The organism is Rhizobium sp. No.120 (assembly GCF_054558365.1).
In genome coordinates, this window is the sequence record NZ_BAAJNQ010000005.1 from 19,087 (window position 1) to 45,765 (window position 26,679).

Genomic DNA, 26,679 nt, shown 5'->3' on the forward strand with positions numbered 1-26,679 from the left:
TTCTAATGGTTTTTTAACCATGCGCATGTCCTAACTGCTTGTAATTTCTTTATCGGAGCTGACTATGCGCGCATCGAAAATGGACGAGTTGAATGATCGGCTCGACTTTGTTGGATTGGGACAGGATGCCAGGCAGGCTCTTTCGGAGTTGCAGCCGACTATCGAATCGGCCGTCAAAGACTCTCTCGACACCTTTTATGAGAAGATCACCAAACATCCGGCGATGTCGAAATTCTTTTCGTCGCAGCAGCATGTGCACCACGCCAAATCCAAGCAGCAGGACCATTGGAAGACGATCGCGTCAGGCAAATACGGACCCGATTATGTCGAAGCGGTCTCGGCGGTCGGCAGGACCCATGCCCGCCTCGGTCTCGAGCCGCGTTGGTATATTGGCGGCTACGCCTTGATCCTCGAAGGGATCGTGCGAGCGATCGTTGCGCAGCAGCTCAATGGCTTCATGCAGCGCAAGCATGAACAAGCCCTGTCTCGGCGGCTGTCGGCGATCGTCAAGGCTGCCCTCGTCGACATGGATTACGGCATTTCCGTTTACCTGCAGGTGCTCGCCGATGAGCGCGACCGCGCGGAATCCGCGCGGGCTGCTGCCCAGCGCGAGCAGGAACGCGCGCTTAGTGCACTTGGTGTAGCGCTGAACGCCTTAGCGAACGGCGACCTAACGGCTGATATCACAGAAGCCCTTTCGACAGAGTTCGATGTCCTGAAGAGCAACTACAACGGGTCGCTTGCATCCCTCGGCACTGCAATGCAGCACATCGAAGATTCGGTAACCCGCGTTCGCGACGAAGCCGGTTCGATCTCGTCTGCCGCCGGCAACATGGCGAGGCGCACTGAGCAACAGGCATCTGCACTCGAAGAAAGTGCTGCTGCGATCGACCAGATCACCACGATTTCCGAGCAGACGGCGGAGCGGACACGCGAGGTTCAGGCGATCGTCAAAGAATCCGCCTCGGAGGCGGAACGCTCGCGCGAGGTCGTGCAGCAGGCCGTATCCGCCATGGGCGATATCGAAACTTCGTCGCGCAAGATGACCGATATCATCTCCGTCATCGACGACATTGCCTTTCAGACGAACCTTCTCGCGCTGAATGCCGGCGTCGAGGCGGCGAGAGCGGGCGAACAGGGCAAGGGTTTCGCGGTCGTCGCGCAGGAAGTCCGCGAACTGGCTCAACGTTCGGCGACTGCGGCAAAAGAAATCAAGGATCTGATCGACAGGTCGTCAAATGACGTGCGCCGCGGCGTCGAACTCGTCAACCGAACCGGCGAGGCACTGGCGCTGATCGGCAATCAGGTCGCGTCTATCGACCGGAACGTCGGCGCCATCGCCCGCTCGACGCAGGAACAGGCCGTCGGCATCAGCGAGATCAACTCCGCGGTCCGTAACATGGATCAGATGACCCAGCAGAATGTCGCACTCATGGAAGAGACGAATGCCTCCACGCGGCACCTCGCCGATATCAGCAACGAACTCGCCGGTTTGGTCGGACGCTTCAAGACGGTGCGTTCGGGAACGCGGACAGGCGCTGTCAGGCTGAAACTCGCAAGCTGAAGCGGCCGACAACATCGTTTGCACTTTCAATGAGATGGCTTCGGACAATAGTTCGAGCCGCTTTTACCTGCGCAGCTTATCCCGGCATGTCCTCTAACTCCGCCAGCAACCATTGGCGGAACATCTTCATGGATGCCGTTTCCGCCCGCGATTTCAGTCGCGTCAGCCAGTAGCTACCGGTCATCGCGGTAATCTGGAACGGCTGCATGATTCTGCCAGCCTCGATGTCATGGGAAAACATCGCCACGGGCACGAGCGCGACGCCTACGCCTCGCGCAGCCGCCTCCACGAGCGTCAGCGACGAATCGAACATCCAGCCGCGAAGATGGGGAGGCTGCAAGCCTGCTGCCCTGAACCAGAGCGACCATTCGTCGAGCCGATAGGATCGCAACAGCTCGGCATCGGCAAGATCGGAAGGCGCACGCAATCGTTTGCCGATATCGGGCGTGCAAACCGGCGAGAGTGGCGCATCCATGAGATGGATCGCCTCAGTTCCATGCCAAGCGCCGTCACCGAAGCGCAGGAAGAAATCCAGTCCGTCGAGCACCATATCGGCGCGGTTGTTGTTGGTTTTCAAGCGCAGATCGACATGCGGGTACTGTGCCTTGAAGCTCGCGAGGCGCGGCAAAAGCCAGCCGATGGCAAAAGTGCCAACGACGCCGACTGTGAGGATTTCGGCAAAATTCCCCTCCTCAAGTTGGCTGAGCGTGGCGCTCATGCGACGAAAGGCGTCCGTCAGCACCGGTAGCAGCGCATGCCCCTCATCGGTCAGCGCCAGGCCGCGAGGCAGGCGCTTAAAAAGAGTTACTCCCAGCACGTCTTCCAGCGCCTTGACCTGGTGGCTGATCGCCGTCTGCGTGACTCGAAGTTCCAGGCCAGCCCGTGTGAAGCTGCAATGTCGCGCCGAGGCCTCAAAAACGCGCAGCGCGTTCAGCGGCAGCTGGGAGATGTCCATTTGTGTCCTAAGGCCAAGTTTTTCTCATGTCTAAGCTCAGAATTGATCGTTTGTCTAGGGTAGAAAGCAGAGCCATAGTCTGCCTCGCAAGGTGATTTGTAGGGTCCCAATGACGTCCACGAGACCCGAGACGCACCTCTTTGCTCAACATCGATCGAAGTGGAAACGTGATGACGATCTTATTGTCGCGCCGGCAAAGCCTTGCCGGCAGCTTGCTTGCGCTGCCTGTTCTGGCGGGGCTTAGCACGGTTGGACGTACTGCAGACGACAATACGGGAGAGGCGCAGCTCGCTGCGCTCGAAAGTAGGCATCCGGGCCGGATTTGCGTCAGCATTCTCGACACGGCAAGCGGCAAGCGCATCGAGCACCGCGCCGGCGAGCGCATCCTGATGTGCAGCACTTTCAAGACGCTGGCAGCAGCTCTTGTGCTTGCCCGCGTCGACAAGGGTGAAGAAAAACTCGACCGGCGCATTCACTACAGGAAGAGCGATCTCATCGACTATTCTCCAGCGACCGAACCCAATGCCGGAGACAATGGCATGACCGTTGGCGAACTTTGCGCGGCGGCAGTGACGCTCAGCGACAATACAGCGGCCAATCTGCTGCTCGCAAGCTTTGGCGGCCCAGAGGCGGTGACGGCTTTCTGCCGTTGCCTCGGCGACGATCTCACGCGCCTTGACCGCACAGAACCTACATTGAACTACCACGACACTCCGGACGATCAACGCGATACGACGACGGCTTCGGCCATGCTGGAAAATTTGCGGCGGCTTCTGTTCACCGATGCACTGACAGCCGCCTCGCGATCGCAACTGGCCGCCTGGCTGATCACCAACAAGACGGGTGATGCGCGCCTGCGCGCCGGCCTTCCGAAGGACTGGCTGGTTGGGGACAAAACTGGGACAAACGGCGACAAAGCCGGCAATGCAAATGATATCGCGGTGCTGTGGCCAACAAACCGAGCGCCCATCATGGTGACGGCCTATTGCGAGATCCCCGCCATAGCAGCCGACCAACGCAACGCCATCATTGCCGAAATCGGCCGCATCGCTGCAGCGATCTGAGGTCATACGCGCTGGATAACAGCCGCCACCAGTCATCACCTCCTTTTCGACCATGCGATCCTGCACAGTCGATCATCACAATGAGGATATCATCTTGAATATACGTGCCAATTCTTTGCATAAGCTCGGTATCGTCGCAGGCTGCCTTTTCTATGGGATCGGTGCCCACGCCGCCGAAATCAATGACCGGGAGCAGCTGGAGCGAGCTGTCAACGAAATCATTCGTCCGCTCATGAAGGATAACGACGTACCGGGCATGGCGATCGCGCTTACCGTCAAGGGCAAGCGCTACATCTTCAACTACGGCGTCGCCTCGAAGGAGAGCGGCCAGAAAGTGACGAACGACACGATCTTCGAGCTCGGCTCCATCAGCAAGACCTTTACAGCAGCCCTTGGCTCCTACGGCCAGATCAGCGGAAAGCTCTCCTTCTCCGACAAGGCAACGAAATATATGCCGGAACTTAACGGTACCGCCTTCGACAAGATCAGCCTCCTCGATCTCGGCACATATTCAGCCGGCGGTCTGCCTCTGCAGTTTCCCAACGGCGTGACGGATCAGGACAAGATGGTTGCTTATTATCGCAACTGGCATCCTTCCTTTGCTCCCGGCACGTATCGACAATATTCCAATCCCAGCATCGGCCTGTTCGGTTATCTGGCGGCACAAGCCATGGGCGAGTCATTCGACACGCTGATGCGGGACAAAATTCTTTCCGGTCTCGGCCTCACCCACACCTATATCCGCGTTCCACCGGCTGAGATAAGCAACTATGCCTATGGATATTCCAAGCAGGGCAAGCCGATCCGCGTCAATGGCGGCGTTTTTGATACGCAGGCCTATGGCATCAAGACGACCAGCGCCGACATGCTTGCCTTTCTCGAAGCGAATATGGGCGAAGCAAAGCTCGACGGCACACTGCAGCGTGCAATCGATGCGACGCATGTGGGTTATTACCGCGTCGGCAACACGACGCAGGCGCTCGGTTGGGAGATCTATACCTATCCGACGACGCTTGCCCGGCTGCTTGCCGGCAATTCTTCCGACATGGCGCTTGAGCCCCACAAGGTTACCCGGCTCGACCCGCCTCAACAGCCGCGCAGGGATGTCCTTCTCAATAAGACAGGCTCAACGAATGGCTTTGGCGCATACGCAGCCTTGATACCGGCCAGGCAGGTCGGCATCGCTCTGCTGGCCAACAGGAACTTTCCAATCGCTGCGCGAGTCTCGGCGGCCTACAAAATCCTGACCGCTGTCGAGAGCCTGCAGGGATCGGGCGCAGCGCAGTAAAGAGCGATTGTGAGGATTTAGTCTGCTTCAGCAAAAGGCCGGCCTTCTTAATCGTGGAGGCCGGCCACTGTCATTTATCGATTGCCGGAAGACCGCCGCATGGAAACATCAGCTTGGGAGGCTTCCGTTCCGTTGAAGAATTCCTGCAGAAGGCGGGTAATGCGCTCTGGCGGTGTACCCTTTGCATATTCTTCCTGCATCCGGCGTCTAACCAATATTTCTAAGACTGACATGTCTTTCACCTCATATATCCGGCGCAAGGAAAATGTCGCTCTCAATGGCGCTGGAGGCAAGTTACAGTTTTTTCATGATCTTAGCGGCTCGACGGAAGAAACTCTGAGCTTGCCGGGATCGCATTCGGCCCGAAGCGGAGTTGACCGAAGCGTGACCAATCTGCCACTTGCCAAATCCCGGCTCATCGTAGAATTGAAAGCGGCCAATCGGTCGGTTGTTTGCGCTTCCTTAACTTCCGTGCTTTAGCGGGCCACACCCCGACCATTGGATGATGTCGCCTGCAAGGAATGAATAATGCCCATAAAAAAAAGCTCTGCCTCTGACGTTTTCCAGCGCAAGATATCGGATTTTTGCGATTTGCGGCTCAAGCCGCTGCTTCAGCCGCGTAGCTTCGAAAATATCAAAGGCTTCATGATTGGCCTTATCGTTTTCCAGTCGCGCCCTCCTCTCCGGGCAGGACGTGTGGATTTCCAGGAAATAGCCTCTCTTTGCGGCATGGATGAGGAAATGAGCCCCGAGTTCAAGCGGGCTGCCCAACCCGGCTTCGATGCGATTCTTCGCTGGCTTGGAGCTGCGAAAACCAATACGCAACGCATGCCTCTCGTTGCTGCCAAACGACCTTTGCGCGTTCACGGCAAAGCGATGCCGGCAAAGACCCAGCGACGCGCTCTGGCCTCCTGATCCGAACTGCATATCGCTCCCCGCAAAGGGAGCGATATGCCTCTTACTACACCTGCAAAAGGTTTGTGCAGGTACGCACGGGCAAGGCCCCCGTCCGATACCCAGCTGTCGGAGTTGCCGCAATGGTCCGATGATGGGTAAGCCTACCGGCCATCAAGCAATAAAAGCCAGGAATATCGATCCTTTTCAACGACCGCATCGTTTCAGGCAGCGATTGACCATTAATTCTATAGAGAAAGGAATGAAGAAGCGACCACATCCCCAAAAATGAAATGCCTTTTCTCGAAGCCAGGCTTTGAATGCGGCATCGTGGCGCCAAATGAAATCGGAGCCCCGCATATGAACGCGCAACTGCACCATATCAACGCCACGCATCCTGAGGCCACCTTGCTGGAGACCGAACAGCAGGCGCTGGCCGTTGCGCAGGAACTGGCCGAGCGTTTTGCCGCCACAGCCTCGGAGCGCGACAGCGAAAGGCTGCTTCCCTTTGCCGAGATGGACGCGCTGGCACAATCCGGGCTTCTGGCAATTACGGTTCCCGAGGAGTATGGCGGCCTGGATGTCTCCAACGCAACCCTGGCGGAGATCACGGCGACGCTCGCACAGGCCGATGGCTCGATCGGGCAGATCCCACAGAACCACTTCTATATCCTCGAAGCCTTGCGCGTCGATGGCTCGGAAGATCAGAAGCGCTATTTCTTCGGGCGCGCATTGGCGGGCGACCGCTTCGGCAACGCTCTTTCCGAGCGCGGCACGAAGACGGTCGGGCATTATGATACGCGCATCACCCGCGATGGTCCGGGCTATCGCATCAACGGTCGCAAGTACTATTCGACCGGCGTCCTCTTTGCCGATTGGGTCACGGTCTTTGCGCTCGACGAAGCCGACAAGCTGGTCATGGCATTCGTTCCAAAAGGAACGGAAGGCATTGAGATCATCGATGACTGGGATGGCTTCGGGCAGCGCACGACTGGCAGCGGCACCACGGTGCTCAACAATGTTTATGTAAATGCCGACCATGTCGTCCTGCATCACAAAGGCTTCGAACGGCCAACGACGATCGGCTCCGTCGGCCAGATTATTCATGCCGGCGTCGATCTCGGCATCGCCCGGGCAGCCTTTGCCGAGACGCTTGATTTCGTGAAGACCCGATCGCGCCCCTGGATGGATAGTGGCGTCGAGCGGGCGAGCGATGATCCGCTGACGATCGCCAAGGTCGGTCAGATCGCCATTCGGCTGGAGGCCGCGACCGCGACCATCGAGCGCGCTGGCCGCAAGGTCGATGCCGCACAGGTGGAGACGACGGAGAAGAGGGTGATCGAGGCTACGCTCGCGGTTGCTGCCGCCAAGGTATTGACAACGGAAATCGCCATTGAGGCAACGAACACCTTGTTCGAGCTTGCCGGCACGGCCTCGGTCAAGCTCGATCTCAATCTCGACCGCCACTGGCGCAATGCCCGCACGCATACGCTGCATGACCCCGTTCGCTGGAAATATCACGTCGTCGGCAATTATCACCTGAACGACGTCATCCCGCCGAAGAACGGCGCGCTTTAGCAGATAGACGAAAGCCCCGCCGTGAACGCCGGGGCTTTCATATTATTAAAGGCACGGATCCGCAGCTCCACGCTGAAGTCAGCTAGTGCCGATCCATTACGATTTCCGCAGACTGACCAGCTGACGGCGCGAGACTTTCCAGACCGGTTGCAACGACCGATACTCTGAACACCCCGTCGAGAGTCTTGTCAAAGATCGCGCCGACGACGATATCGGCATCGGCAAAGACTTCGTCGCGAATGCGGCTGGCGGCCTCATCGACCTCGAACAGCGTCATGTCCGTTCCGCCGGAAATGGAGATCAGCACGCCCCGCGCGCCCTTCATGCTCATATCGTCCAGGAGCGGATTGGAGACGGCGGCATCTGCCGCCTTCAGCGCTCGACCCGGCCCTGAGGCCTCGCCCGTTCCCATCATCGCACGTCCCATTCCTCGCATCACGGATTTGACATCGGCGAAGTCGAGATTGATGAGACCTTCCTTGATGATCAGGTCCGTAATGCAGCTGACGCCCGCATAAAGGACCCGGTCCGCAGTCACAAAGGCATTTGCGAAGGTGGTCGTGGCATCCGCAATGCGAAACAGGTTCTGATTGGGAATGACGATAACGGTGTCTGCACTTTCGCGGAGTCGCTCGATGCCTTCATCGGCTGTGCGCATGCGCCTATTGCCCTCGAATGTGAAGGGCTTGGTCACGACTCCGACCGTGAGGATGCCCGCCTGCCGCGCTGCCTGAGCGATAATCGGGGCGGCGCCCGTGCCAGTGCCGCCGCCCATTCCGGCCGTCACGAAGCACATGTGCGTGCCGTGGAGATGGTCCATGATCTCATCGATGGATTCTTCGGCGGCGGCTCGTCCGATGTCCGGCAGGGAGCCCGCACCGAGACCTTCCGTCACCTGTGCGCCAAGTTGAATGCGCCTAGTTGCCTTGGACGTTGCAAGCGCCTGCGCATCCGTGTTTGCCGCGATGAATTCAACGCCTTGGAGTTCTTGCGCGATCATATTGTTGATCGCGTTGCCGCCGCCACCGCCGACACCGACGACGGAAATCTTCGGTATCACCCCGGAAAGCGGTGCGCGCATGTCTGCCATGAAGGACTCCATTGGATCAATTTCATTCTCAATCGCGATCGCCTGACCTTTGGAAACGGACGTCGAAAGCGATTCGTGAGTGAAGAGATCCTAGTGAGGAACATGTGCGCATTGCGGCGCGGGGCAGCAGCCCTCCACAGAATAGTGAGTTGATCACAGGATTTGTAAGGCGGGTATCAGAGCATCAATTGTCCAGCATTCCGGGAGGCCACAATCGTGCGAGCCCAATTGAAGGTGTGGCGTGTTCCAACACTGGTCCACCCCACACCAGATACCAATGCCGTCGACCGATCTTGGCTGCGGGCGAAGTCACCATCAGCTCGGATTACGAGCCGATCCACTTTTTAGACTTCGCCACGTCCTCACCTGACATTTAGCTGTAGAGACTGACCTCGGGAATCCGATCATTCAGCACGAATTCGCCGACTTCCTTAGCTTTGTAGAAAACCGGATCGTGCAACGTGTGCGTCCGCACGTTGCGCCAGAAACGATCGAAACGGTATTTCTCCGCCGTCGAGCGCGCGCCGGTGAGCTCGAAAACGCGTGAGGTGATGTCGAGCGAAACATGGGTCGCATGCACTTTTGCCGCATAAGCTTCGGCTGCCGCCTCGCCGCGCTCGCGCGCCGTTGCCCTGGTCCCTTTCGCAAGCGCTTCCTGTACCGCCGCCGCGGCGCTGTCGGCCAGTGCGGCGGAAGCCTTCAGGGCAGCAGTGAACTCTCCCACACGTTCGAGAATATAGGGGTCGTCAGATGCCCGCTCGACGCCTGAGGTGACCCACGGCCGCGTCGTCGTTCGGACATAATCCACTGCCTCTCGCAACGCCCCTTCGGCCGTGCCGAGATAAAAGTTCACGAACACGAGCTGAATGAGAGGCGTGTTGAAGGTTGCGAGCACCGGCGCCTCGCCGCCGGTCGATGCAACTCGGTCCAGATCCTCTTCATAGACGGGGAAATCGTGGAATTCGACGCTGCCGCTGTCCGACAGTCGCTGGCCGAAATTGTCCCAATCGTCATTGGCTTTGTAACCGGCCCGGTTGGTCGGGACGGCAAAGCCGACGATCTTGTCATCGAGCGCGGCATTGGCATTGATGTAATCGGACACGTGAGCAGCCGTGGAGAAGGATTTGCGGCCATTCAGGACATAGCCATTGCCGCGGCGCGTTAACACGAGGCCGGGATCGCGCGGATTGACCGCCGCCCCCCAGTAAAGGCTATTTGCCACCGTCTTGTTACCGAGTTCCTGAGCACGCGCTTCGTCGAAAGCCCAATAGACATATTGGCTGTTGACGTAGTGATAGCCGAGAAGCTGGCCGATGGAGCTTTCGCCGCGCGCGAGAATGCGCACCAGCCGCAAGCCATCCAGCCAATCGAGGCCACCGCCGCCGACCTGGGCTGTATGCAGAGCGTTCAGCAAGCCTGCATTCTTCAACTTGACGATTTCGCCCAGCGGTGGACGGCCTTCGCGATCAAGGTCTGGAGCGCGCTTTGAAAGATCGGCTGCAATCTCTTCCGCTCTGGCAAAAAGGTCTTCCCGCGTGGCGTTTCGGCTGCTCGCAAAGACGACGTTGGACTGACTCATCATATGAACTCCGGTTCATGGACGTAGGCCGGCGAGATTAAGACATTCTCGCCGGCAGATCGGGGACAGCTACTTAGAAAAGCTTGTCCGGTATCCAGCTGGCGGTTACCGCATCGCTTGCGTTGAAGGCCGGAACTTTCTTGGCCAGCTCCTCGATCGTCTGAACATTAGCGGCGCGTAGACCTTCCTGCGTCAACAGCGTCGGCTTGACGGTGATCTGATGCGGAACGTCTTGGCCCGCCACCTGCAAAGCAGCGGCTCGGATGGAAACGGCACCCACGACAGCTGGATTGGTCGCCACGGTCGCAACCCACGGGCTACCCGGTTCAGTGATTTCCTGAATGTCGGCCGTCGAGACATCAGCCGAATAGATCTTCAGCTTACCCGTGATGCCGAGATCGATCGCGGCGAGCTTCACACCACGCGCGAATTCGTCATAGGGAGCGAAGACAACGGTGATATCGGGATTGGCCGTCAGCGCCGCCTTTGCCTGATCAGCTGTCGAGGTCGCCGTCGTGTCGCTGACATTCCCGAAGCGAGCCTTTTCGACCACACCGGCATTCTGCTTCTTGAAGGCGTCCCAGACCTCGTTGCGACGATCAAGCGGCGCAAAGCCGGCGACATAGACATAGCCTGCCTTGAAACTATTGCCGTTCTCCTTGACGACCTGCTTCAGGGCGAGGTCGGCAAGCTCATGATCGCTCTGCTCGACCTGTGGGATCTTCGGATTGTTGAGATTGACGTCGAAAGCAACGACCTTGATGCCCTTGTCGAGTGCCTGCTGGACGACATCGCCAAGAGATTCCGGCAGGCCGTGATCGATGACAATGGCGGAGACGCCAAGATTGATCGCCTGGAGAATCTGTTCGCGTTGGGCTGCGGCATCCTGACGACCGGGGAAGACGCGCAGATCGATGTCGAGCGCTTTTGCCTGAGCTTCTGCGCCGGCCTGATAGGCCTGGAAGAAGTCGCCGGCGGATATGTAGCTTACCAAGGCGATCTTTACCCCGCCCTTATCAAAGGGCGCGGGAGCGCCACTCACACCGCCAGCCAGCGCAGCCTGCGTAAGAAGAAGAGGAGCAACGGCCGTCAAGGCAAGCCGTGTGAGAAATTTCATTGTCGCGATCCTCACGATCAATCGGAAGCGTCGTCTGACGGAATGGTTACCCTGCGACGCGTGCAATTATTTAGATAGAAACTCTATGTTTTTAGTAGATTAAATCATCCGATTTTGCCCGCCTTCGGAGATTCTTTGTTCGCGACGAGAGGGCTTGGCGGCAAGGGCTTGCCTACCAGATCGCGCAATCTCGCGAACAGTCAGCTCGGGTGATAGCTGCTTGCGCGAGAGGCCGGCATCCGAAAACGCTTAGGTTGACCTGCACGAGCCACGGAAACCCGATCCGTACATTAGAAGGCTGGATGACGGAAATTTCCCCTGCCGCTCCAGTTTTGGAAAAACGTTCCTCCCGCAAATCGTTTAAATCTACCAATTTTATATTCTATTGGCATTTATGGATTGCTGGAGAGGATGCTTTCATGACCAAGGGACAGACGACCGGCCTCGGACGCCGGGATATTCTTAAACTGACGGCGGTTGCCGGAACGGCGCTCGCGGCCTCGAGCATTCTGTCGAAGACCGCCGCCGCTGCCGACGACGCATTGTCGTTGAAAGGCAAGCGGATCGCCATCAGCGCGACGGGAACCGACCACTATTTCGATCTGCAGGCCTACAACGCGCAAATCGACGAAGTGAAGCGCCTGGGCGGCACGCCGATCGCCGTCGATGCCGGCCGCAATGATGGCAAGCTGGTATCGCAGCTGCAGACGCTGATCGCTCAGAAGCCGGACGCGATCGTCCAGATCCTTGGCACGCTGAGTGTCATCGACCCCTGGCTAAAGAAGGCCCGCGACGCCGGAATTCCCGTTTTGACCGTCGATGTCGGCTCGACCAATTCGATCAACAACACCACCTCGGACAATTGGGGCATTGGCAAGGACCTGGCGCTGCAGCTCGTCTCCGACATCGGCGGCGAAGGCAATGTCATCGTCTTCAACGGCTTCTACGGCGTGACGCCCTGCGCGATCCGCTACGACCAGCTCGTCAACGTCGTCAAATACTTCCCGAAGGTGAAGATCATTCAACCCGAGCTTCGGGATGTCATTCCCAACACGGTTCAGGACGCCTTCACACAGATCACCGCGATCCTCAACAAATATCCGGAGAAGGGCTCGATCAAGGCGATCTGGTCGGCCTGGGACATTCCCCAGCTCGGCGCCACACAGGCTCTTGCCGCCGCCGGCCGCACCGAGATCCGCACTTATGGCGTCGACGGCAGCCCGGAAGTCCTGCAGCTCGTCGCCGATCCCAATTCACCGGCGGGCGCAGATGCTGCCCAACAACCAGCGGAAATCGGCCGCACCGCCATCCGGAATGTCGCCAAGCTGCTTTCGGGGCAGACCTTGCCGCGCGAAACCTATGTCCCTGCCTTGCTGGCAAACAAAAGCAATGTCGCCGACGTGATCAAGAAGCTCGGCATCGGCTGACCTGCAAACCGGCGATGCGGGAGATCCGCATCGCCCCTCCAAAGCCGAAGGGCCTCTTTCATGACCGCAGCCGAGCATGCCACCACAGCAGGTAACGCATCGCACATCCTGCGCTTCGATAGCATCGTCAAGCGCTTCGGCGGCGCGCAGGCGCTGGCCGGAGCGTCGCTTGCCATCGGGCGCGGCACCGTCCACGGGCTTGTCGGCCAGAACGGAGCGGGCAAATCCACTTTGATCAAGCTCCTGGCCGGTCTGCATACACCGGACGAGGGACGAATCGAGATCGAGGGCCGGGTCTATGACCGCCTGACGCCGCATCTGTGCGAAGAGCTCGGCATCCACTTCATCCACCAGGATCGGCTGCTGGTCCCGACCTTCACCGTCGGAGAATCGCTTTTTCTCGGGCGAGAGACCCGCTTCGGTAAGACGCCTTTCCTCGACCGCGGCGCCATGCAGCGGCGGGCCGCGGAACTTCTTGCCAATTATTTCGGCGTCGATCTGCCGAAGAACGCTTTGATCGGCGAGCTCTCGACGGCCGAACGTCAGATCGTTCAAATCACCCGCGCGCTGCTGCACAAGCCGAAGATTCTCGTCTTCGACGAGCCGACCGCTGCGCTGGTGCGCCAGGAAGCCGAGATTCTGTTCCGCCTCATCCGCCGTCTGCGCAATGAAGGCGTGACCATTGTCTATGTCTCGCATTACCTCAATGAAATCGAAGCCTTATGCGACGATGTTACGGTTCTGCGCAATGGGGTCGATGTTGCTTCTTTGACGAGAAGCGAAATCTCGGCGGGCAAGATTGCAAGCCTGATGGTCGAGCGCGATATCGCCGACATGTTTCCCAAGCGGCAGGTCGAACTCGGCAAGGAAATCCTCAAGGTCAGGAATCTGTCAGCAGCGGGCCGTTTTCACGATGTCAGCTTCTCACTGCATCGCGGCGAGATCCTCGGCATAACCGGCCTGCTTGGCTCGGGGGCAAAGGATCTGGTTCGCACCTTGTTCGGCTTGCAGGCCGCAACAGGCGGGACAATCGATGTCGATGCGCGTGGCCTGAAGCCGCGCAACCCGGTCGAAGCCGTCGATCACCAGATTGCCTTGGTGCCGGAGGACCGGCGTGGCCATGGCGTGGGTCTGGAGCTCAGCGTCCGTGAAAACAACACCCTGTCGAGCCTGGGTCGCTATACGCGTTTCGGCTTTCTCAACAAAAAGCGCGAAAGCGCCGACACCGACGATCTGATCAAACGGCTGCAGATCAAGACGGCTGGACGCGAGGCACTGGTGCGAACGCTCTCGGGCGGCAATCAACAAAAGGTGGCGATCGCCAAATGGCTCAGCCGCCGGTCGGATATCTACCTGCTCGATGAGCCGACCGTCGGTGTCGACATCGGCTCGAAGGTCGAAATCTATTCACTGATCGGCGAACTTGCCGCCCGCGGTGCCGGCGTGATCGTGCTGTCTTCGGATCTTCAGGAGCTTGTCGGCATCACGGATAGGATCCTTGTGCTGTTTCGCGGCCGCGTGACGCGTGAACTGATCTCCTCTCAGACCACAACGGACGAAGTTCTGTCGGCATCCACCGGTGCCTTGGAAGGATTGCGCCATGTCGGCTGACGTTCAATTTGCCTCCCTTCCCGAGACTTCGACGATAAAGACGTCGCCGGCCAGCGGTAGGCTTGCCGCTGCCGCCCTGCGGTTCGGTTCATTGCTTGCCTTTGCAGCCATTCTGGTGATTTTCGCGCTGACGGCACCCTATTTTCTGTCGGTCGGCAATATTGGCAACGTACTCGGACAATCGGCCATTTCAGGCGTCCTCGCCATCGGCCTCACGATCGTCCTGATCGCCGGCGGCTCCAATGTTGTCACCGGCGGTATCGACCTCTCGCTTGCCGCCAATATGGGGCTGAGCGCCGCTGTTTACGCGAGCCTCATCCAGCTCGGCTTCAGCGACTTGGCCGCCGCGGCGGGTGCCTTGGCGACCGGCCTGGCGATCGGCACCGTCAATGCGCTGGCGATCGTTTTTGCGGGCATCGTACCATTGCTGGCTACCCTTGCCGTGATGAATGTGGTTGCAGGGCTGGAGTTGGTACTGACGCAGAATACCGTGCTCCCGGCCTCGACCGACCTTCTCACCGCACTTTCATCGGCTGACGGGTTCGGCATTCCGATCCTCGCCTACGTGCTGATCGGCTTTGCCATCATTGTCACGGCGATCGTGCAATTCGCCCCGCTCGGCCTCAGGCTCTATGCCGTCGGCGAGTTTCCGGAGGCGGCACGCGCCGCCGGGTTGCCATTAAGGAGCCTGGTTGCGGGCGCTTTCGTCGCCAGCGGGTTCTGCGGCGGCATCGCCGGTATCCTGTCGGTCGCCTATCTCAGCGGTAGCACGACCGGCTCGGGCGAAATGCTGCTTCCCGTCGTCGTGACGGCCTTGCTCGGCTCGGTCTTCTCGCGCCGGCTCGTCCCGACCATCGGCGGCACGCTCATATCGACGCTGTTCGTCGGCTTTCTCATCAATGGCTTTCAGTTGCTCAACCTGCCAAGCACGCTGGTCAGCGGCGTTCAAGGTCTTCTGATCCTCATCGTGGTTTCTGCCACCACCTTGCTGCGCAAAAGGGAGATCTGAGCCATGACCGCTGCCGTCGCTCCGACACGATCATTCGCCGGTCTTGCCCGCTACGGGCTCATCTTCGCCCTTGTCGTCGTCTTTTGCCTGTTTTCGACCGTGGCGCCGACCTTCCTCAGCATCGGCAATCTGCAGAGCATTCTTGTAAACAATTTCACGCTGCTGGCCATTGTCTCAATCGCCATGACCTTTGCGGTTGCCGCCGGCGGCATTGATCTCTCCGTCGGAACAGCGGTCGATTTCGCAAGCTTCGCTTTCGTCTCCGGTATTCTTGCAGGCCTGCCCGTACCGCTGGCCGCCCTGGCGGGCCTAGGCGCCGGAGCCCTGGTCGGTGGCGTCAATGCGGTGCTGATTTCGGCGATCGGCGTGTCGCCATTCCTGGCAACGCTCGGAACACTGTTCATCGGCCGCAGCGTTCAGCAATTGCTCACGGATGGCGGCAATCCGGTCTATCTGCCGCCCTCCGGCGTCCCCGCGGCGTTCCGCTTTATCGGTCATGGCTCGCTTGCCGGCCTGCCGGTCCCGCTTCTGATCGCCGCAGTCATCATCGCGGGTGCGGCACTGCTGTTCGCACGCATGCGCTTCGGCAGAGTCGTGCTTGCGATCGGCATCCAGCCGCGCACGGTACGCTATTCGGGGATCGGACTGGCAAAGCACGTCGCCGTAACCTTCATTCTTGCGAGCACGATTGCCGCCTTTGCGGGGCTGATCCTGACGGCGACGGTCACCGTCTATATCCCCTCCTCCGGCAACGGCTTCATGCTGAACGCCATCGGCGCCACCTTCATCGGAACGACCTTTTCGCCACTCGGTCGGCCGAATGTCGTCGGCACGGTGCTTGGCGTTCTGCTGTTGAGCATCGTTGCCAACGGCCTGCTGCTGACGGGCCTGAACTTCTATTGGCAGCAGGTCGGCACCGGCCTTTTGATCTTCGCCGTGCTCGCCTTCAGCTTCGTCAACAAGAAAGCCGTCGGCGCCTGATCGCCGGCTCAACGATACAATCGCAGGAATAGCAAGATGACACGCGAAATCAGGCTCAATGCCTTCGACATGAACTGCGTCGGACACCAGTCACCAGGCCTGTGGCGCCATCCGCGCGACAAATCCTGGACCTACAAGGATCTCGATTATTGGGTCCATCTGGCGAAGACGCTGGAGCGCGGCAAATTCGACGGCCTGTTCATCGCCGACGTGCTTGGGGTCTATGACGTGTTGAACGGCAATGTCGATGCGGCCTTGCGGCATTCGGCGCAGGTGCCCGTCAACGATCCGCTGCAGCTCATCCCGACCATGGCCTATGAAACGGAGCATCTCGGCTTCGGTCTGACGGCTTCGCTCTCTTTCGAGCATCCCTATACCTTCGCGCGACGCATCTCGACGCTCGATCATCTGACGAAGGGACGCGTCGGCTGGAACATCGTCACATCCTATTTGAACAGCGGCGCGCTCAACATCGGTCAATCGGCCCAGACACAGCATGACGACCGCTACGCACTGGCCGAGGAATATCTCGAAGTCTGCTACAAGCTCTGGGAAGGTAGTTGGGAAGATGACGCCGTCATCCGCGATCGCGAGAGCGGCATTTTTACGAGACCGGAAAAGGTGCATCCCATCCGTCATTCCGGCAAGCATTTCAACGTGCCCGGCATTCATCTGAGCGAGCCGTCGCCGCAGCGTACCCCCGTGCTTTATCAGGCAGGCGCCTCCAGCCGCGGCAAGGATTTCGCCGGCGCGCATGCAGAATGCATTTTCGTCGCTGCACCTTCGAAGGCAGTCCTGAAGCGCTATGTCGCCAATGTTCGCGAAGCAGCCGAGCGTATCGGCCGCAATCCGCGTGAAATCCTCTCCTTCAATCTTCAGACGGTGATCCTTGGCGAGACCGATGCCGAGGCGCAGCGCAAGTTCAACGAATACCGGCACTATGTTTCGCTGGAAGGGGCGCAGGCGCTGATCTCCGGCTGGACCGGCATCGATTTCGGCCAATTCTCGCCCGACGAGGTGCTGCGGCATCGCTATACGAATGCGGTGCAATCGGCTGTCGAGACCTTCACCACTATCGATCCTGGCAAGGAATGGACGGTGCGCGAAATGGCGGATTGGGTCGGCATCGGCGGCTTCGGCCCCGTCTTTGTAGGCTCGCCGCAGACCGTCGCGGACCTCATGCAGGAGTGGATCGAGGATACAGATGTCGATGGCTTCAATCTGGCCTATGCCGTCACACCCGAGAGCTTCGAGGATGCCGTAGATCTTCTGATACCGGAACTACAGAAGCGCGGCGTCTACAAGACCGAGTATCGTACGGGAACATTGCGCGAGAAGCTTGGGGGCAGCGGACCTCGGCTTGCAGCCCCGCATCCGGCGACCGGCTATCGCAATCTGGGCGAAGCCAACGCTCTTTCCAGACGCGCAGGATAGACTCAGATAAAGATGTGTGCCTTTGGCTGGGACAAGAAAATTTCCCGTCTTAGCCACCCCATGTCTGTTCGAGGACCCGAAGCCAGTTTTGATGCGCGATCTTGGCGAGCGCCTGGTCATCAAAACCATGCGCGCGCAGGGCGTCGATGAGCTTCGGCAGGCCGCTCGCGTCGCCGAGTGCGGCCGGAATGGTCGTGCCGTCGAAATCGGAACCGAGCGCGACATGCTCGATGCCGATGCGCTCGGCAATGTAAGCAACGTGACGAACGAGGACTTCGAGAGGCGTATCGGTATTCCTGACGCCATCGTCGCGCAGGAAGAGCACGCCGAAATTGATACCGACCAAGCCGCCGGTATCGCGGATCGCGTCAAGCTGCTTATCGGTCAGGTTGCGGCTGTGCGGGCTGATGGCGTGCGCATTGGAATGGGAGGCGACCAGCGGCGCTCTCGACAGCTTGGCGATATCCCAGAATCCCTGCTCGTTCATATGCGAGAGATCGATCATGATCCTGAGCTCGTTGCAGGCGCGGATCAGATCCTTGCCGGCCTCGGTCAGACCTGGGCCGATATCGGGCGCCGAGGGAAACCGGAAAGGTACACCGTAGGCAAAGACATTGGGGCGGCTCCAGACAGGCCCGAGCGTGCGCAGGCCGGCCTGATGCAACATGTAGAGAGCATCGAGATCGGCCGCGACCGCTTCCGCACCTTCAATGTGAAATACGGCGGCAAACTGGCCCTCGGCAATGGAGCGCCTGATATCAGCTGCCGTTCGGCAAACTTTCACGGCTCCCTGCGACCGAGCTTCGATCACCAGAAGAAGCCGGGCCATGGCCAGGGTTTCATTGAGCGCATCGGGCTGGGCAGGCGTGGCAAAGTCGCCGCTTGCAGGCTTCGGCTGCTCCGGCGAAGGGATGAATATGGCGCAGAGCCCGCCGGCAAGACCGCCACGGCGCGCGCGAGGCAGATCGATATGTCCGGCAGCTTCGCCATTCAGGAAAGCGTCGACGGAATTCAAGCCACCGCGGCGCAGCCGGAGTAATACGTCATTATGACCATCAAAGACGGGAATTATCGAGGATTCGGTCATGTCTCATTCCAAACACCGCAGTTGACATCTGCCTAAGCAAGCCGGGCGGAATGGGCAACTGCAAATTACGCATGGCTCTGCAAAAAACGAAAACAGTCGCTCACAAGACACCTGGCTAAAAACTCCTGCAAAAGTAAGATAAGTGGGAGCCATGTCAGGCCGAGTGCGGCACAGATCGGCGCGAACTGTTGCCATGTGTTAAGACAAGTGAAACGGGAATATCCGTTCGCCGACCCGCAGGACTTGCCTTTTCGAGAATGCGCAGCAAATGAAAACCTTATTGGGATAAAAAAGCCAGGGATAAGGTCGGGATCGCGACATATCGGCTCGCGGAAGGGGGCAACTCATAGCAAGTTTCGGACTTACCCGATCAAAGCAGGCAACGGGAGCCTGCCCGGCACGGCGGATGGAGAGTTGACGGCGGTGGCTTATGTTCTACCCGATGGCATTCGGAGAGACCTGATTGTCTGATTTGCGGCGCGAGGACCGATCCCAATCTGCAACAGACGAGGCGCAAGGCCAGTCATGGCGCGGCGACCGAAAATCCATGCAGGCCGAACGGCGGCGCTTTCCGCGGCCGGAGAAGGCAGCGACGGAAGAAGCCCTGCTGCCGCCCGCCTTGCAGCCATTGAAATTTTCGACACGCGGCATGGAACCAGGCGATCAATTTGCCGCTTGGCAGACCTATGTCGCTCCCTTGGCCGACGTCCGGCTGCCAGATAATGTCTCTCCCACGGCCGGCTTTCCAGCAGACCATATAGCGTGGAATCTTGGCGGCATGCTCATCGTCCAGCAGGATGCGCCGCCCCATAGTTACATGCGTTCTCAGGCAAAAGTGAAAGCCAATCATATCGATCACTGGCATATTTCGGTGTTGAGCAGCGGCCGCACCTGGACGGAAGTCGATGGCCATGTGCTGGATGGCGAGCCTGGCAAGGTGGAATTACGGTCGCTGGGGCGCCCTTTTCGTGGGCGCTCGACCGAGGCGAAGGGCCTCTCGCTCTTTCTGCCGAGGGCATTGCTGTTCGACGTTCCCACACCGGTGGAGATCGAGAATAATATTGCTCTTTCCGGCGTCTTCACCAACATGCTGATCGAGTTTCTCGATAGCGTCGAAGACAATCTCACGCGTCTCGCAGCCACTGATCTACCTCATGTCGTCCAGACGGTGCGCAACATGATCGTGGCTGCCGTTTCGACCTCGGCTGCTCAATCGACCGGCACAGAACAGCACAGCGCCCTCGCCCTGACGGAACGGGTGCGGCGGTTCGTCGAAGCCAACCTGATTTCAGGCGATCTGACCGCCGAACGCATATGCCGCGAGCTTGGCGTATCACGCACGAGACTCTATCAGATTTTTGAACAGTATGGCGGGGTGCATCACTATATCCAGCGCCGCCGCCTTCTGTCGGCACATGCGGCGCTCAGCGATCCTGCCAATCGCGAGCAGATCGTCGACATCGCCTTTGCCGTCGGCTTCTCTTCGGCGGCGCATTTCAGCCGCGCATTCGGCAAGGAATTCGGCTATAGCCCACGCGAGGCCAGAAACCTTACCATCCCACGTTATATCGGGCAGATCGTCTCGCCGGCGCCATCCGACAACGGCCACTCTTTCGAGGAGTGGTTGAAAACTCTCGGCTATTATCATTAGATAATTGCAGATAGCGCACCTCAAGATCTTCTGAAAGATGCAACCAAAACGCTCTATTGCGCGAGGTTGTGTCATGCGCTCATCCATGACAAGCGGAAACACCGCACTTCAGCAATTGCGAAAATGGACGCTGCTGCAAGTTTCTGGATGCATGGCTAACGACACGCGGCAGGTAACCCATTAAAACGAAAGGGAATAGTCGCTCAGACACCGAAGCCCCAATGTTTGGTGAATGTACCCTGCGTCCATGGGGCAAGCCTTAGGGAAAACAGCAATGGTATCTACTCGCCAAACAATAGAGATCAGCAAGCCGCAGCATCCCGTCACCGACCCATACCGTGCAGTCGAGCGCGAAGAAGTACTTGAATTGGCTTTTCGCGATTTCGTTCAAACGGTGGTCGCCGCCGGTTGGAACGAGCCTGAGGTTGCCTTGACCTTGGCCGATATTGCCGACGACTATGTGATGGCTCTCGCCGGTAGAGTTGCGGAGAAATAGTGTTGCGGCGTCCGTCGGCGCTCCGCAGGGGTGAGCGCGAACGGCTATAAGCAACTCTTCAGCATGCCGCCGGTGGCACCGCTCATAAGAAGCGGGTCATCGGTGGCATGATTTTTATTCAGCGAACGGCAGGCATAGCTCCTTCATGCCGATCGCCATCCAGGATTTGATGAGAGCAACACGATGAAGGTCAGGCAGCATCTTTGGTTTCGCCGGGATATGGAAAAAGCGATAGAAGTCTATACGGCGCTTATCCCTGGCTCGGACGCTGGATGGGTTTCAAACATATTGACCGACCAACCGAATGGACCGGCTGGCAGCGTAAAATTTGCGGGTTTCAAGCTCGGAAACCGTTCCTACATGGGATTCGAGGCAGGGCCATTCGATTCCCTGGAGCATAATTCTTCCATCACCGTAGAGTGCGCGACGGAAGGGGAGGCGGACCGTTTGCGTGATGCACTCGGGAAGGGTCGCCCGGATGATCGCGGCGGAGTGAGAGATCCCTGGGGCATATATTGGCAATTCCAGGTCAACTCGCACGATGCCTCCATCAGAACACCTGCCAAATCTCAATCTGAACATCGCAGCAATGTCGCTGCCGCAAAATCGAGAGTTGCCGCAGCCTGAAAGGTGACCGCATATGATCATCATAAAGATGATTAATGCGTGCGGCATGGGTATTCCTTGCGTCCAGGCGAGAGCTTACCCTGCGGCCAAGTAAGCGGAGGCCGATCCAAATTCGGCTTCGCTCACATGTCGACTTGAGCGTCAGTCGATAACCGGGCAACCACGGCGATTGGCGAAGACCATGCGGTCGGGGCCGCCGTCATTCCAGCCACGAACGACAATTCGGCGCCCGTTGCTATCGATCGAATCGATGCGACGGAAGCCTTCCGCCCTGGCAGCGCGCATCAGGTCACGCCTGTCACAACCCCGATCGCGTTCCCAGCCTCTGCCACGGTCCCAGCCTCTGTCACGATCCCCACGATCGCGTGGCGGCCCTCTCCAGTCGCGACCGTCATCGCGCTGCCAGGGCGGCGGTGCATAACCGTCGTCGCCACCGTAATACTGAGCGGCGGCTGCAGAGGTCATCAGCTGCAATGCGGCCAATCCGACCACGGCAACACGCGATATCCGTACCAAACCTTCGAGCATTTCTCTTACCCCCAACTTCCTGTCTTCGGATGAAAATAGAGATACGCCGATTCGCATGAACTCTGCCTGAACATGGCCAGAACCAGATCGCGCGCTGTCACAGGCTCGCGCAAGCTTCGGATCGCCGCCGACCCGGCATCGGCTGAACAACATTTATTGTGACTTGGAACCTTTGGGTGGGAAAGAGGAAGATGTACCATTGCGACGGCAACGCGAAGACCCTTGCGAAAGCCGCGCATCCCCATGCCAATCGGTGATTGCGGAATGAACGGATTGGGAAAGAAGCATCGCCCCTGCCAGACAATAGAGCACCACAATGATGGCTGTCTCGACAATCAGCGGCAGAAAGGCGAATTGGGCACTAGGGTTCTCATCCTCTTCGGGAAGCAGATCTGGCAAGCCGAGCATCATCGCCGTCAACGGCGAAGCCAGGACTGCAAGGAAAGCGGCGCTATGAACCCAGAGGCGGAACTGAGGCAATTTTCCCGCCAACCAAAAGGCCAGAAGCGGAGCGCCGATATTGCATAACAAGCCAAGCGAAACGGCGAGCTCTATCGGTAGGATCGAATCATCATGCATGAATTGCCAACCCTTCAATGCGGCACAGCTTAGTGTCGCGCATCCGAAATGACAACTTTCTCTTGCGCTGCTCCTATCCCTACATCCTCCAATGACGAGGCAATCTTGGCTTAAATCCTAACTGTCAATTCCCACGATCGCCGGCTCGAACGCTATGGTTTTTTGCAGACTACCCCGGTTCGTCCCAACGGCTTGGCGCACCAATTGCGCCGCAGCCTCACCGATAGCACGCCGGGGCGAACAGGAGGTTGCGATCGGCGCAGGCAAGGAATTGACCAGATCCAGCCCGTTGAAGCCGGCAATCAGGATTTTACCGGGCACCACAACCCCCAGTTCCATGCAGGCAAATAAGCCGCCGCTCGCCATATCGTCATTGGAATAATAGATGCAATCGAGATCCGGCACCGCTGCCAGCAGCGATGTTGTGAGCCTCTTGCCGAGCGCGATCGAGGAAAAGGCATCATCGATCCGCTGCTCCGCAAACCCAAGGCTGTGCGCATGCAGGACGCGTTCGAAGCCGGCCTTGCGCTTGGCCGCACGCAGATCCTTTGCCAGAGCACTGCCAACATAACCGAACCGTCTTCGCCCGGCCGCAATCAGCGCTTCGGCCATACCTTCGCCCGCCGCGCCATGAGACAATCCGACATTGAAGTCGATCGCCGTGCCGTCGAGATCCATGAGCTGGATGACGGGGATATTGGCGTGGCGAAGCAATTCCACCGTCTCCTCCGGCTGATCGAGACCGGTGACGACGATGGCGCAAGGCTGCCAGGAGAGCATGTCCCGGATGATCTCGCGCTCCTTGGCGGCATCATAATCGGATATGCCGAAGACGGCCTGCATGCCGGAACCGTCAAGCCCGGCGGAAATGCCGGCAAGCACTTCAGGGAAGACAATGTTCGACATGCTGGGAACGACGACGGCGACCAGGTTGGTGCGCTGCGAGGATAGCGAGAGCGCCAGCCTATTGCCGACATAGTTCATCCGCGTCGCCGCTTCGATCACTCTGTCACGCGTCTCGCTGGAAACGTCGGCAACACCGCGAAGCGCACGCGATGCCGTCATCTTGCTGACGCCCGCTTCGATCGCGACTTCTTCCAAAGTGGGTTTGCGCATCCCCAAGCAACCCTCGATGTTCCATGGCGGCTGGCCCGATGCCGCTTCTCTTCATAGAATGTTTCCATGAAAAGGCAAACATCAGCCTATTGACAATTGCTGTGAGAATATCGCTATGTTACCGATACCGGTATCGGTAACATAGGTTAAAAATCACAGAGGTAACACCGTGCAGAACACGAGGAAGGCCGCCGTCATCGGCCTGGGATCCATGGGCTGGGGCGCGGCTCTCTCCCTTCTGAAAGCGGGCTTTGCCGTGCGCGGCTGCGATGTCCGCGACGAGGTCCTCGCCCGTTTTGCCGAGAACGGCGGTTCGCCCTGTACGACGCCGGCATCTGCGGCTGAGGATGCCGACGTGATCCTAGTCTATGTCGTCAACAGCAAACAGGTCGAAGACGTGCTTTTCGGGCAGGACGGAGCGCTGAAAAACGCACGGCCGTCGACCGTATTCCTGCTCTGCACCACCATGGCCCCGAGCGCGACGATCTCCATTGCCGAAAGACTGGAGGAAGCAGGCATGCTCGTCGTCGATGCCCCCGTTTCCGGTGGTCACGTGCGCGCGCTTGCGGGCGAAATCACCGTCATGGCATCTGGCACCCCCGAAGCTTTCGAACGAGCCTCCGCAGTGCTCGAAGCCATCTCGGCCAAGGTGTTTCGACTGGGAGATCGCCCCGGCGCCGGCTCGCAGGTTAAGATGATCAACCAGTTGCTGGCAGGCGTGCACATTGCCGCAACAGCCGAGGCGATGACGTTTGCCGCCAAGGCGGGCATCGATCTGAAAACGCTCTATGACGTGATCCGCGTATCCGCCGGCTCATCCTGGATGTTCGAGAATCGCGGCGAGCACATCGTATCCGGCGATTATACGCCGCGTTCGGCGATCAATATCTTCGTCAAGGACCTCGGCATCGTGACATCTGAAGCCGACAAAGCCGGTGCTGTCACTCCGCTCGCCACCACGGCGCTCAACCTCTTCGTGGAAGCATCGGAGGCGGGTCTGGGCCTGGAAGATGACGCCGCGGTTGCGAAGATCCTGGCCGCCAGAAGCGGCGCCAGCCTGCCGGGTGTAAAGGACTAGGCCATGACGCTCCTGCTTGGCTGCATTGCCGATGATTTTACCGGAGCGACCGATCTTGCCGCGCTGCTCGCGCGCAGCGGACTGCCCGTTTCGCTGCGGATCGGCATCCCGCAAGACAGACGCCACCCGAGCGAGATGGCGGCGTTCGAAGTCATCGCCCTGAAATGCCGAACGTCGCCGGTCGATATCGCCTTGGAACAAGCCCGGCAAGCATTCGGCTGGCTGAAGGACGCCGGGGTCGGTCGCTTTTTCTGGAAATATTGCTCGACATTCGACAGCACGGCCGACGGCAATATCGGTCCTGTCGCCGAGATGCTAATGGCCGAGACCGGCGCGACCCAGACGATCTATTGCCCCGCCTTTCCGGAAAACGGACGCAGCGTCTTCATGGGTCATCTGTTCGTTGGTGAGCAGCTTCTGTCGGAAAGTCCGATGAGGGATCATCCGCTGACGCCGATGCGCGATTCAAGCCTTGTACGGCTTCTAGCGCCGCAGGTGGCGAGTTCGGTCGGCCTCGCGAACCGCAACGTTGTCGCGAAAGGAGCGGCAGCGCTGAAAGCCAGACTGCAGCAGCTGATCGGCGAAGGTATCCGGCATGTCGTCGTCGACGCGGTTTGCGACGATGATCTCCTTGCGATCGCCGCAGCATCCTTCGACATGCCGCTGCTGACCGGCGGCAGCGCGATTGCCGGCCAGCTTCCGCGATTTTATATAGAAAAGGGCCTCGTCAGCTCCCTCGAACATCGACAGGCACTGCCAAAGGTCACCGGCGGCTCGATCGTTCTATCCGGCAGCTGCTCTGCCATGACGCGTCGGCAGGTTACAAACTATGCCGGCAAGGTCGCCAGCCTGCGCCTCGATCCGATCGCGCTCGCGCAGGACGGCGCCGCCGCTGCGCTGGAATGGCTGCGTCAACAATCCCCCGATGCGCCGAAGCTCATCTATGCCACCGCCGAACCCGACGAGGTGCGGCAGGCGCAAGAGCGATTGGGTCGAGACAAGGCAGGCCAGGTGGTCGAGAACGCGCTTTCCGAAATCGCCCGCGCCGCTTTTGATTACGGCACGCGCCGCTTCGTCGTTGCCGGCGGAGAGACCTCCGGCGCGATCACGCAGGCGCTCGGCGCGGCGCATCTGACTATCGGACCGGAAATCGCACCCGGCGTACCTTGGACTTTCACGACCCTTGGGGATGAAACAGTCGCCTTAGCTCTAAAATCTGGCAATTTCGGCGAGGAAACCTTCTTTACGGACGCTTTCGACAGATTGGGGCCGACATGAGCGAAGAAGCCGCATTGCGCGAACAGATCTGTACGATGGCCAAGTCGCTCTACGACCGCGGCCTGACCGCCGGCTCCTCCGGCAATATTTCCGCGCGCCTCGGTGATGGGCGACTGCTGGTGACGCCGACGGGCAGTTCCTTCGGACGCCTCGATCCGGCTCGCCTCTCGCTCTTCGATGACAAAGGACGTCTGATCGGCGGGGACAAGCCGACCAAGGAAATGCCGCTGCATGCCGCCTTCTATGAGACACGGCCGAAGAAGACCGGCGCCGTCGTCCATCTTCATTCCAGCCACTCGGTTGCACTCTCGATCCTGCCTGGCGTCGATGCCGACAATATGCTGCCGCCGTTGACGGCCTATTCGATCATGAAGCTCGGCAAAGTAAAACTCCTGCCCTATTTCATGCCGGGCGATCCTGCCATGGGCGATGCCATCCGCGGCCTAGCCGGCAAGCGCAGCGCAGTGATGCTGGCGGCACATGGTCCTGTCGTTTCGGCGAAGGATCTGGAAGCGGCTGTCTATGCGATCGAAGAACTGGAAGAGACGGCAAAGCTTGCCATACTGACGCGAGGGGCCAATCCTTCGCTGCTGACAGATGAGCAGATCGCCGATCTCGTCCGAATCTATGATGTGGAATGGGACTGAA

Annotated in this window: 23 protein-coding genes; 15 read left to right on the plus strand and 8 right to left on the minus strand. The window is 59.1% G+C overall.

What is annotated here, in order from left to right; all coding sequences use genetic code 11:
* Positions 1 to 64: 64 nt before the first annotated feature.
* Complete coding sequence (locus ACYJRZ_RS16625) at positions 65 to 1,564, plus strand: methyl-accepting chemotaxis protein (protein WP_459460657.1); 1,500 nt, start codon at positions 65 to 67, stop codon at positions 1,562 to 1,564.
* Positions 1,565 to 1,640: 76 nt separating this feature from the next.
* Here the strand turns inward: ACYJRZ_RS16625 and ACYJRZ_RS16630 are convergent, their stop codons facing one another.
* Positions 1,641 to 2,519 (minus strand): LysR family transcriptional regulator, encoded by an 879-nt coding sequence (locus ACYJRZ_RS16630; RefSeq protein WP_459460659.1) that lies wholly within the window; start codon positions 2,517 to 2,519, stop codon positions 1,641 to 1,643.
* 170 nt (positions 2,520 to 2,689) lie between these two features.
* Here ACYJRZ_RS16630 and bla point away from each other — a divergent pair, with 170 nt between their 5' ends.
* A complete protein-coding gene (gene bla, locus ACYJRZ_RS16635) occupies positions 2,690 to 3,583 on the plus strand; it encodes a class A beta-lactamase (RefSeq protein ID WP_459460661.1) in 894 nt (297 codons plus the stop codon).
* 94 nt (positions 3,584 to 3,677) lie between these two features.
* Complete coding sequence (gene ampC / locus ACYJRZ_RS16640; protein ID WP_459460663.1) at positions 3,678 to 4,871, plus strand: class C beta-lactamase; 1,194 nt, start codon at positions 3,678 to 3,680, stop codon at positions 4,869 to 4,871.
* A 462-nt stretch (positions 4,872 to 5,333) separates the two neighbouring features.
* Here ampC and ACYJRZ_RS16645 read toward each other — a convergent pair whose 3' ends face one another.
* Complete coding sequence (locus ACYJRZ_RS16645) at positions 5,334 to 5,798, minus strand: hypothetical protein (protein ID WP_459460665.1); 465 nt, start codon at positions 5,796 to 5,798, stop codon at positions 5,334 to 5,336.
* Between the two features lie 327 nt (positions 5,799 to 6,125).
* On the opposite strand from ACYJRZ_RS16645, the gene ACYJRZ_RS16650 reads away from it, so the two are divergent.
* Complete coding sequence (locus ACYJRZ_RS16650) at positions 6,126 to 7,343, plus strand: SfnB family sulfur acquisition oxidoreductase (RefSeq protein WP_459460667.1); 1,218 nt, start codon at positions 6,126 to 6,128, stop codon at positions 7,341 to 7,343.
* 82 nt (positions 7,344 to 7,425) lie between these two features.
* Here the strand turns inward: ACYJRZ_RS16650 and ftsZ are convergent, their stop codons facing one another.
* The 3 genes from ftsZ to ACYJRZ_RS16665 form a co-directional block, all read right to left on the minus strand.
* A complete protein-coding gene (gene ftsZ / locus ACYJRZ_RS16655; protein WP_459460669.1) occupies positions 7,426 to 8,433 on the minus strand; it encodes a cell division protein FtsZ in 1,008 nt (335 codons plus the stop codon).
* 373 nt (positions 8,434 to 8,806) lie between these two features.
* Positions 8,807 to 10,012: an acyl-CoA dehydrogenase family protein gene (locus tag ACYJRZ_RS16660; RefSeq protein ID WP_459461255.1), complete on the minus strand. Its 1,206-nt coding sequence runs from the start codon at positions 10,010 to 10,012 to the stop codon at positions 8,807 to 8,809.
* A gap of 73 nt (positions 10,013 to 10,085) precedes the next feature.
* Positions 10,086 to 11,129: a substrate-binding domain-containing protein gene (locus ACYJRZ_RS16665; protein WP_459460671.1), complete on the minus strand. Its 1,044-nt coding sequence runs from the start codon at positions 11,127 to 11,129 to the stop codon at positions 10,086 to 10,088.
* A 419-nt stretch (positions 11,130 to 11,548) separates the two neighbouring features.
* Between ACYJRZ_RS16665 and ACYJRZ_RS16670 the strand changes: the two genes are divergently transcribed.
* From ACYJRZ_RS16670 to ACYJRZ_RS16690, 5 genes are read left to right on the plus strand one after another with little or no spacing between them, the layout of a single operon-like run.
* Complete coding sequence (locus tag ACYJRZ_RS16670) at positions 11,549 to 12,556, plus strand: sugar ABC transporter substrate-binding protein (RefSeq protein WP_459460673.1); 1,008 nt, start codon at positions 11,549 to 11,551, stop codon at positions 12,554 to 12,556.
* 60 nt (positions 12,557 to 12,616) lie between these two features.
* Complete coding sequence (locus ACYJRZ_RS16675; protein ID WP_459460675.1) at positions 12,617 to 14,167, plus strand: sugar ABC transporter ATP-binding protein; 1,551 nt, start codon at positions 12,617 to 12,619, stop codon at positions 14,165 to 14,167.
* Entirely contained in the window at positions 14,157 to 15,176 is a 1,020-nt protein-coding gene (locus ACYJRZ_RS16680) for an ABC transporter permease (protein ID WP_459460677.1), read from the plus strand. Before ACYJRZ_RS16675 ends, ACYJRZ_RS16680 begins: the two co-directional genes overlap by 11 nt.
* A 3-nt stretch (positions 15,177 to 15,179) precedes the next feature.
* On the plus strand, positions 15,180 to 16,157 hold the full coding sequence (locus ACYJRZ_RS16685; protein WP_459460679.1) for an ABC transporter permease: 978 nt from the start codon (positions 15,180 to 15,182) through the stop codon (positions 16,155 to 16,157).
* A gap of 36 nt (positions 16,158 to 16,193) precedes the next feature.
* A complete protein-coding gene (locus ACYJRZ_RS16690) occupies positions 16,194 to 17,591 on the plus strand; it encodes an LLM class flavin-dependent oxidoreductase (RefSeq protein ID WP_459460681.1) in 1,398 nt (465 codons plus the stop codon).
* Between the two features lie 49 nt (positions 17,592 to 17,640).
* On the opposite strand, the gene ACYJRZ_RS16695 is transcribed toward ACYJRZ_RS16690, so the two are convergent.
* Positions 17,641 to 18,678, minus strand: a complete 1,038-nt coding sequence (locus ACYJRZ_RS16695) for a dipeptidase (RefSeq protein ID WP_459460683.1) — start codon at positions 18,676 to 18,678, stop codon at positions 17,641 to 17,643.
* A gap of 547 nt (positions 18,679 to 19,225) precedes the next feature.
* Here ACYJRZ_RS16695 and ACYJRZ_RS16700 point away from each other — a divergent pair.
* The 3 genes from ACYJRZ_RS16700 to ACYJRZ_RS16710 all read left to right on the plus strand — a co-directional run bounded on the left by ACYJRZ_RS16700 (position 19,226) and on the right by ACYJRZ_RS16710 (position 21,452).
* The gene (locus ACYJRZ_RS16700) at positions 19,226 to 20,329 is read left to right on the plus strand and encodes a helix-turn-helix domain-containing protein (protein ID WP_459461257.1); all 1,104 of its coding nucleotides are present in this window, start codon (positions 19,226 to 19,228) and stop codon (positions 20,327 to 20,329) included.
* 274 nt (positions 20,330 to 20,603) lie between these two features.
* Complete coding sequence (locus tag ACYJRZ_RS16705) at positions 20,604 to 20,825, plus strand: hypothetical protein (RefSeq protein WP_459460685.1); 222 nt, start codon at positions 20,604 to 20,606, stop codon at positions 20,823 to 20,825.
* Between the two features lie 183 nt (positions 20,826 to 21,008).
* Positions 21,009 to 21,452, plus strand: coding sequence for a VOC family protein (locus ACYJRZ_RS16710; RefSeq protein ID WP_459460687.1), 444 nt, complete (start codon positions 21,009 to 21,011; stop codon positions 21,450 to 21,452).
* 141 nt (positions 21,453 to 21,593) lie between these two features.
* Here the strand turns inward: ACYJRZ_RS16710 and ACYJRZ_RS16715 are convergent, their stop codons facing one another.
* Together ACYJRZ_RS16715 and ACYJRZ_RS16720 are read right to left on the minus strand one after the other, a co-directional pair.
* Positions 21,594 to 21,980: a hypothetical protein gene (locus ACYJRZ_RS16715; protein ID WP_459460689.1), complete on the minus strand. Its 387-nt coding sequence runs from the start codon at positions 21,978 to 21,980 to the stop codon at positions 21,594 to 21,596.
* Positions 21,981 to 22,676: 696 nt separating this feature from the next.
* The gene (locus tag ACYJRZ_RS16720; protein WP_459460691.1) at positions 22,677 to 23,675 is read right to left on the minus strand and encodes a LacI family DNA-binding transcriptional regulator; all 999 of its coding nucleotides are present in this window, start codon (positions 23,673 to 23,675) and stop codon (positions 22,677 to 22,679) included.
* 169 nt (positions 23,676 to 23,844) lie between these two features.
* Here ACYJRZ_RS16720 and ltnD point away from each other — a divergent pair, with 169 nt between their 5' ends.
* Genes ltnD through otnC form a run of 3 tightly spaced genes read left to right on the plus strand, consistent with a single transcriptional unit; the run spans position 23,845 to position 26,678 of the window.
* Entirely contained in the window at positions 23,845 to 24,753 is a 909-nt protein-coding gene (ltnD, locus tag ACYJRZ_RS16725; RefSeq protein ID WP_459460693.1) for an L-threonate dehydrogenase, read from the plus strand.
* A 3-nt stretch (positions 24,754 to 24,756) separates the two neighbouring features.
* Positions 24,757 to 26,031, plus strand: a complete 1,275-nt coding sequence (gene otnK, locus ACYJRZ_RS16730) for a 3-oxo-tetronate kinase (protein ID WP_459460695.1) — start codon at positions 24,757 to 24,759, stop codon at positions 26,029 to 26,031.
* Positions 26,028 to 26,678, plus strand: coding sequence for a 3-oxo-tetronate 4-phosphate decarboxylase (gene otnC, locus ACYJRZ_RS16735; protein ID WP_459460697.1), 651 nt, complete (start codon positions 26,028 to 26,030; stop codon positions 26,676 to 26,678). Before otnK ends, otnC begins: the two co-directional genes overlap by 4 nt.
* Position 26,679 lies beyond the last annotated feature (1 nt).